At 70.0% G+C, this 12123-nt stretch carries 11 protein-coding genes, 1 tRNA gene and 2 pseudogenes; 8 read left to right on the top strand and 6 right to left on the bottom strand.

The annotated features are described in order from the left end of the window. The first annotated feature begins 31 nt into the window (after window positions 1-31). Entirely contained in the window at window positions 32-490 is a 459-nt protein-coding gene (locus ABT034_RS06880) for an RICIN domain-containing protein (RefSeq protein ID WP_351211999.1), read from the top strand. 54 nt (window positions 491-544) lie between these two features. Here ABT034_RS06880 and ABT034_RS06875 read toward each other — a convergent pair whose 3' ends face one another. Continuing rightward, window positions 545-1060 carry a hypothetical protein gene (locus ABT034_RS06875; RefSeq protein WP_351211997.1) on the bottom strand — a complete coding sequence of 172 codons (516 nt, stop codon included), beginning with the start codon at window positions 1058-1060 and terminating at the stop codon, window positions 545-547. 60 nt (window positions 1061-1120) lie between these two features. Here ABT034_RS06875 and ABT034_RS06870 point away from each other — a divergent pair, with 60 nt between their 5' ends. Continuing rightward, on the top strand, window positions 1121-1891 hold the full coding sequence (locus ABT034_RS06870; protein WP_351211995.1) for a transposase: 771 nt from the start codon (window positions 1121-1123) through the stop codon (window positions 1889-1891). A 90-nt stretch (window positions 1892-1981) separates the two neighbouring features. Further along, on the top strand, window positions 1982-2440 hold the full coding sequence (locus ABT034_RS06865) for a Fur family transcriptional regulator (RefSeq protein ID WP_351211993.1): 459 nt from the start codon (window positions 1982-1984) through the stop codon (window positions 2438-2440). Between the two features lie 236 nt (window positions 2441-2676). Here ABT034_RS06865 and ABT034_RS06860 read toward each other — a convergent pair whose 3' ends face one another. Continuing rightward, a complete protein-coding gene (locus ABT034_RS06860) occupies window positions 2677-4761 on the bottom strand; it encodes a SpoIIE family protein phosphatase (protein ID WP_351211991.1) in 2085 nt (694 codons plus the stop codon). A 285-nt stretch (window positions 4762-5046) separates the two neighbouring features. Then, a pseudogene (locus ABT034_RS06855) lies at window positions 5047-5400 on the bottom strand (sensor histidine kinase); the annotation flags it as partial. A gap of 282 nt (window positions 5401-5682) precedes the next feature. Here ABT034_RS06855 and ABT034_RS06850 point away from each other — a divergent pair. Beyond that, complete coding sequence (locus ABT034_RS06850) at window positions 5683-6102, top strand: PPOX class F420-dependent oxidoreductase (RefSeq protein WP_351211989.1); 420 nt, start codon at window positions 5683-5685, stop codon at window positions 6100-6102. A gap of 151 nt (window positions 6103-6253) precedes the next feature. Here ABT034_RS06850 and ABT034_RS06845 read toward each other — a convergent pair whose 3' ends face one another. Then, entirely contained in the window at window positions 6254-7114 is an 861-nt protein-coding gene (locus ABT034_RS06845; protein WP_351211987.1) for a DUF5655 domain-containing protein, read from the bottom strand. 588 nt (window positions 7115-7702) lie between these two features. On the opposite strand from ABT034_RS06845, the gene ABT034_RS06840 reads away from it, so the two are divergent. The 4 genes and pseudogenes from ABT034_RS06840 (at window position 7703) to ABT034_RS06825 (ending at window position 9167) form a co-directional block, all read left to right on the top strand. Further along, window positions 7703-7867, top strand: a complete 165-nt coding sequence (locus ABT034_RS06840; protein WP_351211985.1) for a hypothetical protein — start codon at window positions 7703-7705, stop codon at window positions 7865-7867. A 12-nt stretch (window positions 7868-7879) separates the two neighbouring features. Beyond that, window positions 7880-8053, top strand: a pseudogene (locus ABT034_RS06835) (helix-turn-helix transcriptional regulator); the annotation flags it as partial. Window position 8054: 1 nt separating this feature from the next. Continuing rightward, the gene (locus ABT034_RS06830) at window positions 8055-8243 is read left to right on the top strand and encodes a hypothetical protein (protein ID WP_351211983.1); all 189 of its coding nucleotides are present in this window, start codon (window positions 8055-8057) and stop codon (window positions 8241-8243) included. 54 nt (window positions 8244-8297) lie between these two features. Further along, window positions 8298-9167 carry a tyrosine-type recombinase/integrase gene (locus tag ABT034_RS06825; protein WP_351211981.1) on the top strand — a complete coding sequence of 290 codons (870 nt, stop codon included), beginning with the start codon at window positions 8298-8300 and terminating at the stop codon, window positions 9165-9167. Between the two features lie 100 nt (window positions 9168-9267). Here ABT034_RS06825 and ABT034_RS06820 read toward each other — a convergent pair. Both ABT034_RS06820 and ABT034_RS06815 read right to left on the bottom strand, forming a co-directional pair. Beyond that, window positions 9268-9341, bottom strand: a tRNA-Pro gene (locus ABT034_RS06820). A 53-nt stretch (window positions 9342-9394) separates the two neighbouring features. Next, the gene (locus ABT034_RS06815) at window positions 9395-12073 is read right to left on the bottom strand and encodes an ATP-binding protein (protein WP_351212087.1); all 2679 of its coding nucleotides are present in this window, start codon (window positions 12071-12073) and stop codon (window positions 9395-9397) included. Between the last annotated feature and the right edge of the window lie 50 nt (window positions 12074-12123).

Here is a 12123-nt window from a genome sequence, read left to right as displayed (position 1 = left end):
GCTCAACTCTAGGGTTCCGGAGAGTCTCTTCATGTTGAAGAAGTTGGCAGTGATCGGGGCAGCCGCCGGGATGATGATCGGGCTGAACGCGCCTCCGGCAAGCGCGGCGGGGGCGAGGGGGATGTTCGAGGCCATGCCGAGCACATGGAAGTGCCTGGACTATCGGGCGGACTACGGCCCGTATGTGACCACCTGCAACGGGGGCAGCTACCAGACATGGGACTGGGCCGACGATTACGGCGTCTCGACGAGCGTGCGTCAGGAAGCGACGGGACTGTGCCTGACGGCGCGGAACGGGTTGATCGCGATGAAACCCTGCCTGGGCGGTGACTTGGCGGCGTTCTGGTCGATAGACAACGACTACTACTTGGGTGCCCTGATCAAAAACACAGTGACGAAAACCTGCCTGGCCAGGAACACAGCTGACAGGGTGCAACTGTCGACGTGCACGGGCGGTCCATCACAGCGGTGGAAGCCGTGGACCGCCTAAAGGTTGTCCCGTAACCCCGAGGCGTTGCGCTACGACCCTCTGGCCACCAGGGTCTCAAGCTTGGTTGTGGCTCCCTGAGGCATTCCGATCACGCTGCTGGGTGGTGGACGACTCCAGCCACTGGTCCACCACGTCGTCCACTTCATCCAGGGCCGGATCGCGACTTCCGCTGGGCGCGTAGGCCGGTGACCGGTCAGTGCGTAGTGGCAGATGTGCGCAGTCCCAGGCCCGCCGGGCACCGGCTATCTCCGCGGTCGTTCCCGTGCGGAGATAGCCGAGCAATGCCGTCATGACCCTGCGGCGCCCGAATGCGTAGAGCGCCGGCTCGACGAACCAGCGGCAGAAGCTTGGGTCTGGGTCGTAGACAGCAGCAGCCATCAGCGCGTCGAAGAACTCCTCAGACAGGGTGGCGCGTTCCAGCAGTGGCCTTCGTGCCGCTCCGGCCAGGTGCCGCGCACGTCGATCTTCAGGTACGTCGGCCGCAGCCTCAAGGTCCAGCAGGCGAGCCACTTCGGCTGCGCATGTAAGGAATGAATGTGTGGATGCCTCGTGGCGGTCACCTTCGGTCATGGCAGGATTCTCGACCATGGGCCTGTGCAGAGGTGGTCGCATTGGCGAGATGATCTCGATGTGACTGGTGTGATCACGGCGTCGGAGCCGTCCTGGATAGCCCCGTTCTCCGGGCTGAGCCCGCGCGCCTTCGAGAAGCTGGTGACGGTGCTGCGTCGCGCGGGTGCGGACACGGTCCGCAAGGGCAGGCCGTGGAGCCTTCCACTGGAGGACCGGGCCCTGCTGGTCACCGCGTACTGGCGAACGAACCTGACCATGCGGCAGCTCGCCCCGCTGTTCGGGATCTCGAAGTCGGCGGCGGACCGCATCATCGACCATCTCGCGCCGATGCTCGCACTCCAGTCCCGCAAGCGGTTTGCCAAGGACACCGTGCTCATCGTGGACGGCACCCTGGTCCCCACCCGTGACCACGCCATCGCCGAGCGGTCCAAGAACTACCGGTACTCCACCAACCACCAGGTCGTCATTGACGCCGACACCCGGCTGGTCATCGTGGTCGGCCGGCCGCTTGCCGGGAACCGCAACGACTGCAAGGCCTGGGAAGAGTCCGGCGCCAAGGCGGCCGTCGGCGGAACGACCACGATCGCCGACGGCGGCTACCCGGGCACCGGCCTGGTCATCCCGCACCGCCGCAAGCGCAGCCAGAGTGAACTCCCGGATTGGAAGGAGGAACACAACAAGTCCCACAAGCAGGTTCGGGCCCGCGTCGAGCACGTCTTCGCCCGCATGAAGACCTGGAAGATCTTCCGCGACTGCCGCTTGAAGGGGGACGGCGTCCACCACGCCATGCTCGGCATCGCACGGATGCACAACCTCGCCCTCGCCGGATAGATCAGCGGGTCACACTGCGGCCAACCATGCCCGAGACGGCTCGTAGATCATTTACGGGACAGCCCTTAGCTCACGAGCAGGCAAAAGGAGATGGCTGGCGTGAGTCCCGCTGACTCCGGGCCGCGGACGCACCCTCGACCCGGCGAGTGGAGACGTACGACCCGTCAGCGCGAAGCCGTGCACACCGCATTGGCGCACTCGCCCGACTTCGTCTCCGTCAAGGCGCTGCACGCGTCACTGATCGAGACAGGGGCGCCTACGGGCCTGACCACGGTGTATCGCGCGCTCCAGGCCCTCGAACGCGCCGGCCAGGTCGACATCGTCCGTGACGAGGCGGAGGAACGCCTGTACCGGATCCGCCCCGCGGGTGTACACCGCCACTACCTCATGTGCGGCGACTGCGGCCGCAGCCACCCGGTCGACACCGAAGTCGTCGAACGTTGGGTCGCCGACGTACCGGCGGCATCCGGCTTCAGCGAGATCCACCACACCCTGGAACTCACGGGCGTCTGCGCAGAATGCCGACGCCCGTCAGCAACCGCCTGCTGACGGGAACGGCAGCGCATCGGGGGCGGCGCTCGGACGTCGAGCGCGCAGCCGGAGTCGAACCTGCTCCTTCTGGCCGAACGAAGACGCGTTTCCCGTCTGAGAGGTAACGAGGCCCCAGCGAGTCATCGAGGTCGGTCGCGGTGCCTCACGGCCCCTTCTTGACGACCGCGAACGCCCACGCCCAGGGGGGCAGTGGCTGTCTCATGTCCATACTCCTGACTCGCCGCACGGGCTCCTTAGCCCGTTCTGCCCGCCGGCGGTGCGATGCGCGCGACCAGCAGGGCGATGTCGTCGTCGGCTGAGCTGGGCACGAGGCGGGCAAGCAGGGAGTCACAAAGGTGATCCAGTGAGCTCTGGGGTTCGCTGAGCAGGCCAGTCAGCTCAGCGAGGCGATCGTCGAGGTCGCTGTCCCGGCCTTCGATGAGGCCGTCGGTATACAGGACGAGAAGGCTGTCGGCGGGCAGCGTGGCTTCTGCGGTGGCGAAGTCGACTCCGCCGACGCCCAGGGGCGCGCCGGCCGCGGCGGTGAAGAGGTAGGCCCTGCCGTCGGGCTCCAGGACTGCGGGGGGCGGGTGGCCGGCGCGAGTGATGGTGCAGTGCCCGGTGGCGGGGTCACAGACGACGCAAAGGAACGTGGCGAGCATCGGCTCGGCCAGGTCGGCCAGGGCTGCTTCAAGCTGGTGGATCAGGTCGACAGGGGCCATGTCGAGGCGTGCCAGGGCTCTCACGGTCGCCGAGAGGCGGCCCATGACGGCTGCTGCGGCGATGCCGTGCCCCATCACGTCCCCGATGACCAGAGCGGCCTTGCCGCCGGGCAGGGGCAGGACGTCGTACCAGTCGCCCCCGACCTCGTTGATGTCGCTCGCGGGCAGGTAACGGTGGGCGATCTCGATGCCGGGCGGCGGTGTGACATGTTGCGGAAGCATGCTGCGCTGGAGAACGACGGCGGTCTCGTGCTCGTGCTGGTAAAGGCGCGCGTTGTCGATGCTGACGGCAGCGCGGGTGGTGAGCTCGCCGGCAAGAGTGACGTCCTCGGACCCATAAGGGTCCCCAGGCCGGGTTCGGCAGAACGTGGCGACGCCGAGGACGAGGTCGCGAGCGACGAGCGGCAGCATCATGAACGAGTGCACGCCCTTGCTGAGCAACTGGCCGGGCACGGCGGAGTGACGGGCCGCCGGCGCGATCGTCTGCTCGTCGAGGTGGGCGATCAGGAACGGCCGGCGGGCCCTGAGGGCCTGCGTGTAAGGGGCCTCGGCCGGGAAGGTAAGCGTACGGCCGAGCGGGGCGAGGAGACGCGTGATCGCGGAGCCCGTCAGAGGCGCCTTGCCCAAGCGCCGCACAGCGACACCGCCGGCCAGTCCGGGGCCTGGTTCGTCTCCGCGGGCAAGGCTGTCCAGGATGTCGACGGTGACGGCGTCGGCCAGCTGCGGAACAGCCAGGTCGGCCAGTTCCTGGGCGGTGCGTTCCACATCGAGACTGCCACCGATGCGGGCGCTGGCCTCGCTGAGAAGAGCGAGCCGGCGCCGCCCCGCCTCCGCATCGACGTGGTCGCGGTGCTGAGCGGTGATGTCGACGAGGGTGGCCACTACACCGATCGGCTGGCCGATCGGGTCTTCCATCCGCACGTACGAGCACGACCAGACGTGGTCGTGCTCCGGGTCGGCCGGAGTACGACCGGTGCGGTGCCGGTCCAGAACGGGCTCTCCGAAGGCCAGGGCCTGGCGCATCGCGTCCTCTATCTCGCCCGCGTTGACCTCGGGTAGCAGCTCGGCGAGGCGTCGACCGACATGCGCGGATTCGGCCAGGCCGTTCATCTTCTCCAGGGCGGCGTTGACCCTCAGGAAGCGCAGTTTGGTGTCGAGAAGCCCGATGCCGACCGGCGAGCGGGCGAACAACCCGTCCCAGACTGCCGAGGTTCCGCGGATCCGGCGAGTCGTGTGAGCGTCGGCGGCGAAGATCAGCACGGCTGAGGCGCCGCGGTGCCGGTCAGGAACGGGGCAGGCCCAGATCTCCAGTTCCAGGGGGTAGGCGTCGTGGTGCCAGGCAGTGACCGTACCCATCACCCCGCGTCCACTGGATGCCGCCTCCCACAGCGAACGGCCCAGGCTGCGGTCGGCCCCCGGATGGAGGAGTTCGGCGATGTGCCGCCCCACCACGTGCGGCGGAGCGTAACCGAGGAGCTCCTGAGCGGCGTGGTTCCAGCGCACCACTGTCCCGTCAGCCGCCGTGGCCACTTGCGCCACCGCCAAGGAGCCGAGCCAGCCACCGGCATCCTGCGCGGCCCCGCTGATCAGCTCCTCGATCGGCAGTCGCTCACTCATCCGGTGCCATCCCTCGGCGCGCGCCATGCCGCCGCATCAGTAGCGGCTGCGGCCTCCATGCCTCCATGGTCGCCCTCGGCACCGCTTCGCGCCCCCGGGTACACCAGCAGCGAGCGCTCTTGCCGTCCCTGTAGGCCCTGATAATCCTGGTCCCCCCTGTGTCGAGGCCCGCTCGAAACTGAAGGCTCCGTGCAGTTGTCAACTCCCGACGGGCCGCGTGCCGGGGCGGCTGCTGGGCTCCGCCGGATGACGGGACTCGGGATCGACGTGCCCGGCACTCCGGCGTCAGGTGGTCGTCCCGGCCGCCGGGCCAGGAACGGACCGTCGGGAGCCCTCGGCCGTTCGCACGGTGAGGGTCATGGTCAGGCCGCCCCCCAAAGGTCCTCCGCCGTCACCGTGCCGCCCATCGCCTCCAGAAAGCCTCGGGCCACCTCAAGCCCAGGCCGACGCCCTCCCCACGCACCGCGTCTCAGCAGCGCTGGAAGGCACCGAGGATGCGAGGCTTGGCCTGGTGGGGGACGCCCGGGCCACGTCAACGATCCTGAGCTCGACACGGTCCGCCAGAGCGCTCGCCGCGACCAGCACAGGCCTCCCGGGCGGGCTGTACTTGACCGCCTGCTCGACCATGTTGGCGACGGCCAGCCTGCGGGAGTCGGCTGCCGCCGGACGAGTCAGCGATCCGCGCTGAGTCTTCGCAACGATTCCGATGTACAGCCATTCGGCGAGCGCGGCCTCGACCACATTCGAAGACCCCCGGAGAACGACGCCCGGCCTGACCAGCCCTATCCCGTGTGAGACGGCCGCCGGGGCCCGGCGGCCGCGTCGTTCGTCCTCGCGTTACGGTCGAGGCCCAGGTCACCCACCGCGCTACCGGGCCGGAGGGGTGTCGTGCCGAGCCGTTCGCAACGAGGAGACCGACCGTTGGAAACCGCCACCCTGCCCGCCGACGGGGACGACGCCTTCTGGCAGGAGCGCCGCGTGTGCTTCATCACCACCCTCCGGCCCGACGGAACCCCGCACGTCACCCCGGTCGGTGTCACGTACGACCCCGAGACGCGGATCGCCCGCGTCATCACCGACGGCGGGAACATGAAGGTCCGCAACATCCGCGCCGCCCTTGCAGCGGGCACCGAAGCCCGCGTCGCCGTGAGTCAGGCCGAGGGCCGGCGCTGGTGCACGCTCGAAGGCACCGCGGTCACCAAGGACGACCCCGCCTCCGTGGCCGACGCCGAGCGTCGGTACACCGAGCGGTACAAGCCCCCGCGCGTGAACCCCAACCGGGTCGTCATCGAGATCACCGTCACCCGCGTCCTGGGACCCACCAAGCCCTCCGGCTGGTGACCCCGCCCGCCCCAGGCGCGGGCGGAACATAGGCGAGGCGCCCCGGTTTCCGAAGCCGGGGCGCTCGCGGAGGATGGACGACACCACCGCCACCCCCGCCCCTTCGGCGAAAGGCGCCTCTCACCGAGACGGCCACGCCCTGCCGCACCGGCTACGCCGCCGCGTACGCCTGCCGGAACAGCTCCAGCGCCCGCTCCACGTCCTTCTCCGAGCGCAGCTGGACCTCCAGATCCCCCGTGCCGTGGTGCCCCAGCCCTGTCACGTCCCGGGTGAAGCCCGGCACGAGGTCGACGTCCACCGGCGCGGCCTTGAGGTAGACGAGGAGCTTGTCCTGTCGTCCGGTGACGCAGGCGAAGTTCCGTAGCCGCTGGTACGCGTCGTACTGCTTGCGCGACACCTTCGTCACGTCCTCCCCCAGCCCTCGCAGCACCTCGTCGACGACCACCGCCAGCTCCGTCATGGCGCCGGCCTGCCGGCGGGGCGCCTGCCCCCACCCGCCGCGGGCACGGTCCCGCCGGTGAGTGGGCCTGCTCTGGGCGGCGCCCGTGGCGACCGCCTCCAGCGCGATGTGACGCTCGCCGAACATCCGGTACCGCACGAGGTCGATCGACCGGCGATGCTCGCGCACCGCGTGCAAGTCGTACCGGGTGAAGTCACCGGCAATGCAGATGAGCCTCGGCGAGCTCCACAGGACGGCAGAGGCCGCAGTCGCACCGAGGCGTTCACGGACCAGGGCCTGGAACTCATCCCGGTGGTCCAACAGCCACGCCATGTAGTACAGGCCCTGCGACAGGACTCCGGGGTCGGTCGCCCGCTTGTACTCGACGATCACCGGTGAGCCGTTCTCGTCCAGCCCGAGCGAGTCGATGCGCCCACCGTGGACGGGGCCGGTGCTGTACTCAGTCGCCAGGAAGCGGACTCCGAGCATCGGCTCCATCGCGCTCTCGACGAGCGCCTGTAGATCGGCCTCGGTCTCGGCCAGACGTGGCACGACTTCGAGCACGCCGTTCATCGTGTGAAACAGCTTCAGGTCAGAACACCCCCCGTGTTCGTGGTTGCGAGTAGGAACGCCCATTGCACTGGGTTTATTTCCGGGAGGCCTACCGGTCCGCGGGCAGAACGTCGGAAGTACTACAGGGATCTCACGCCACCGATCATCTCCCCCGAGGAAAGAGACCAGTTGCTGATGCTCATGACGGTCACGCCTTTCGTAGGGCTACCCCTCGACATCACGGCTGGGCGATATATAGCGCACATTCCCCGGTTTCCGAAACCGGGGAATCACTCGGAAGATCGTGCCTTCACAGCAACGGTTCTGTCCGCCACCCCTGAAAGGCCCTCCCCCTCCTCATGTGTGTTCATGGCGCCCAGGTTGCCAGCCTGCTCGCACTCCCCGATCGACGGTGCATCACTTTTGCGCAGCCTCGCTGAAATCGGTGACACTCACCAGGCAACGCTGCACCTCAGCGGGCCTGATTCCGCCAGGGCCGGGAACGACCTTGCGGGAGACGCATGTCGCGTCAACGGCACTTACCGGAACAGGTTGTTCTCCGTACGCGAATCCATGGGGGTTCCCCTGGACTTCTCCACCCTTGCCCCTATGGTCGTCGTCCCGGCGTTCCTCTGGTCAAGGGAGCTGACTGACCTGCCTCGTACATCGCCCCACCACGTCGGCGCGCTGCGCCGCCGCAAGGAATTCATGTCATCCAAAGAATCCACCGCGAACGGACGAAACGTTTCCTCCGAGCTGGTCGTCGGCAAGTAGTTCACGACCGATGAGCTCGCGGGCATTCTGAACGTCGACCCCTCCACCCTCCGTCGCTGGCGTACGGCCCGCCCTCCACAGGGGCCGCCCTTTGTCCCCGTATCCGATCGCGTCACCCTCTACAGCACTCACGACGTCGAGCACTGGCTGCGCAGTCGCCGTGTGGTCCCGGGGCAGGCAGCCTGACATGGCGATAGCAACACCTCCCGCTGCTGCCGAGAGCGTTCCGATCGGTGTCCGGCTCACCGCCGATGTCGAGTACCGCCCCAACCGCCCCTCGCCGTACCGGGCCCGCGTGCGCTGGTGGGACCCTGAGACGAAGTCCCGGAGATCCGTCTCCGAGGCCAAGGACACCGAGGACGAAGCGCAGGAGTAGATCACGGCGCTCGTCGAGGCGGCGGAAGCCGGCATCAACCCCTCGCTCGCCACCATGCCTCTGGTCGACTACGGCTCCGCGAATATGGAACTCGCGCTCCGTGGACTGGAGCTCAAGACTCTCGACCCTTATCTGGCTGGCTGGCGACTGGGAGTTGTGCCGGCCCTCGGTCACCTGCCGGTCCGAATGATCACCAACGGTTCTGTCGACCGCACCGTGTACCGGTGGATCGCCGACGAGTACAGCCGCTCGACCGTCAAGAACACCATCGCCGTCCTCGTGCGCGTCATGGAGCAGGCGGTCCGCGACGGCCTCATCAAGGTCAACCCGGCCCGGGTCAGCGGCTGGCAGCGTCAGTACCAGCAGGTCGAGGACGAGCTGAACGTTCCTCGCGCACTCGCTCTGCCCGACTGGGAAACTCTCCAGACCCTCGCCAAGACCCTGGTCGCACGCTCACACGGCCAGTACCAGGGCTGGGGCGACGTGGTCACCTTCGCCGCCTCTACAGCAGCGCGGATCGGCGAGGTCTCCGGAGTCCGCGTCCGGGACATCGACACCGACAACTGGATCTGGACCGTCCGTCGGCAGACCACTCCCGCCCGTGGCGGGCTCGTCGACAAGGCCACCAAGGGAAAGCGCGCCCGCAAGGTGCCTCTCATCGAAGAAGTCCGCCCGATGGTCGCCCAGCGCCTGCTGGCGGCCGGTGACAGCCCGGACGCCCGGGTCTTCTTCGGTCCTCGCGGCGGACGCATCTCCACCGCCGTCCTGCGTGACGCCACGCACTGGGACGACGTCGTGGCCGAACTCCGCTACCTGCACCCCGACGCAAGCCAGATCACCGCGGCCGGTGCAGCGCTCCCCGCGCACCTCATGGTGCTCCGTGCACCTCGTTCGCTGCCTGTCACGGCAGCTGCCGCCGTCTGACCCGCGCCGATCGCTCTGGTCCCCAAGTGGTCCCCGAAAACGATCGAGGGGCCGTTTCAGATTTCTCTGAAACGGCCCCTCGATCTACGACTCCTTCGAGTCGGGACGACAGGATTTGAACCTGCGACCCCTTGACCCCCAGTCAAGTGCGCTACCAAGCTGCGCCACGTCCCGATGCGCGTCTCCGCCGGGCTTCCCCGGCGTCGGCGTGCAGGGAAAACACTACCTCACTCCGGCGGGTGGGATGACGCACGGGCTGTCACCGGGTCCGCGGTGGCGGGGTCCGCGCCGCAGGTGGTGGCCAGGGCCTTCGCTTCGGCGAGGGTGGTGGCCGAGCCCGTGGCGTGGGCGAGGTCCAGGCGGGCGCGGGCCTCCTCGTAGCGGGAGGGGGACGCGGTCAGGTGCGCGACGGCCTGGGTGAGGAGGCGGCGGGACTCGGCGGGGTCGGCGAAAAGGGCCAGGCAGCGGAGGGCCTCGCCCAGGACGGTGGGGGTGCCGAGGCGTTCGGCGTGGGCGTGGGCCTCGGTGGCGATGCGGGCGGCGCGGTCCGGGTCCGTGGCGGCGAGGGCGCGGGCCAGGTCGAAGGGCCAGGGCGCCCAGAGGCCGTGGTGCCTGCCGCGGCCGGCCAGGGACTCGGCCGCCGCTTCGAGGGTGGCCACCGCCTCCTCGCGCCGGCCCTCGGCGAGCAGCAGCCGGCCGAGAACGCTGGGGCCGTCGGGCAGGACGATCGCGCCCGGCCAGGGCGGGCCGAAGGAGTAGCGGTCGGCGACGCTCCGCGCCTCGGCGGTACGGCCCCGGGCGACCAGCGTGTCGATGAGGAGGCAGGCCGTGTCCCAGTGCACGGGAAGCCCGGTGCCGACCCGGTCCGCGAGCCGGAGTCCTTCCTCCAGGTGGTGCTGCGCCAGGGGCAGGTTGCCGCGCCGCCGGTGGACCAGGCCGAGCAGGGTGTGGGCGAAGGCGAGGTGGGCGCCGCTCCAACCGGAGATCTCGAACGCCCGGACCGCCTCCCCGAACAGGGCCTCGGCCCGGTCCGGACGGTCGGAGAAGGCGTACGCGATGCCCGTCAGCGCCGGAATCTCGAAGCCCCAGGTGGTGTCCGTCCAGCCGAGCCCGCGGGCGGGTACGCCGTCGACGAGGGTGCGGTCGCAGAGCCGTACGATCTGGTCGGCGGGCTCGCCCCGCATCATCCCGTCGAAGGCCCGTACGGCGACCAGGGCACGCTCGGAGTTGTCCGCGCAGGTGAAGTGCGCGGTGAGGTCGGCGAGGCGGCGGGAACGGCCGATGCCGTCCTCCTCTGCGGCCTGGAAGCCCTCGAACATGAAGTGCGCGGCCTGGAGACGTCGGCGGCCCGTGCCGGGCGGGGTCCGGGTGGCCGCGGCGCCGGCCGTCCTCGCGGCCTCCTGGAGCTGGTTGTCGTGGGCGAGGGCCTGGGCGAGCCGGTGGGTCGCGTCGATGCGGAGGGCGTCGTCGAGGCCGGGCAGTTCGAGCGCGGAGCGCAGGTGGCGGACGGTGGCGCCGGGTGCGGTGAGCAGGGACGCGCAGCCGAGTTCGTAGAGGACCCTGGCGTACGTCTCCGGTCGTGGCGGTTCCGCGAGGGCGCGCCCCAGGCAGCGGCGGGCCGCCTCGGGGGCGCCGACCGCGAGGTGCTCGACGGCGGCGGCCCGGAGCTGGCTGACGACGTCCTCGTCGTCGTCCGGGTGCACTTCGAGGAGGTGCCGCGAGACGGCGGCGGGGCCGAGGCCCGCCGCGGTGAGCGCCCAGGCGGCGCGCCCGTGCAGAGCCGTCCGGACGGCGGGCGGCACCGATCCGTAGACGGCGGTCGCGATGAGGGGGTGCGCGAACTCCAGACGGTCCGTGGCGGAGGCCGTGACATCCGGCCTCGTCTGCACGATCCGGGCCTGGCGGAGGCGGTCGGTGTGTTCGGCCACCTCGGCCGGGCGCATGCCCGTGAGCTCGGCGAGGAGTTTCGGTGTGCTGTCCGAGTCGAGGACGGCGATCGCCCAGGCGAGACGGGCGGGGCCGGAGCCGAGCGCCTCCAGGCGGGAGACGAGACCCCCGCCGCGCGCGGCCGCACCGAGGTCGCGGAGGAGTGCGGCCGATCCGGCGACGGGTTCGAGCATCCGGTCGCGGACCTTGGCGAGCAGCTCGACCGTCTCGTACGGGTTGCCGGAGGTGACGGTCCACAGTTCGTGGCAGAACGGCTCGTCCGCGTGTCCGCCGAGCACCTCACGGGCCAGTGCGGCGGTGGCGGTGGGCGTGAGGGCGTGCAGGCCCAGGGTCAGGACGGCGCGGTCGCCGATCGCGGCGAGGGTGGCGGGCACGCCCGGGCCGCTCGGTTCCGCCGGCAGGGGGCGGTGGGCGAGGACGACCAGGGCGGGCAGCCGGCCGTCCGGCCGGATCCGGGTGAACGTGTCGAGCCAGGCCAGCGATTCGGCGTCGGCCCATTGGGCGTCGTCCACGAGCAGGACCAGGGGCCGGTCCCGCAGCCGGTCCGCGAGGTTGTCCAGGAGCTTGGCGAGTCCGTCCCGTACGCCCTGCGGGTCGGCGGGCGCCGCCGAGGGCGGGGGCGGCGGTGCGAGGCCCAGCGCGGGGGCGAGGAGGTCGAAGTGGCCGCCGAAGAGGAGGCGGACGTCCTCGGCGTCGAAGCCGTCAAGGGCGGGCTGGAGGAGCTGGCGGGCGAGGTGGAAGGGGACCGAGGTCAGGGTCTCGCCGCCCCGAGCGGTCAGGACGGTGCACCGGTCCTGGGCGGTACGGCGTATCTCGGCGAGCAGCGCGGTCTTGCCGATTCCCGGTTCGCCCTTGTAGACGAGGATGCCGCCGTGCACGGGGCCGCCCGCCACGGCCGCGGCGACCAACTCGTCGACGGCGTGGACGGCGGCGGCGAGTTCAGGACCGCGTTCGAGCAGCCCGTCCTGCGGTGAGGGTGCGGAGGCCGCCGCACGACCGGGACCTGCGG

The organism is Streptomyces sp. NPDC002773 (assembly GCF_040295605.1).
GTDB lineage: Bacteria > Actinomycetota > Actinomycetes > Streptomycetales > Streptomycetaceae > Streptomyces.
Note: the sequence above shows the minus strand (reverse complement) of the source record. Positions and strands in the feature narration are given on the sequence as shown.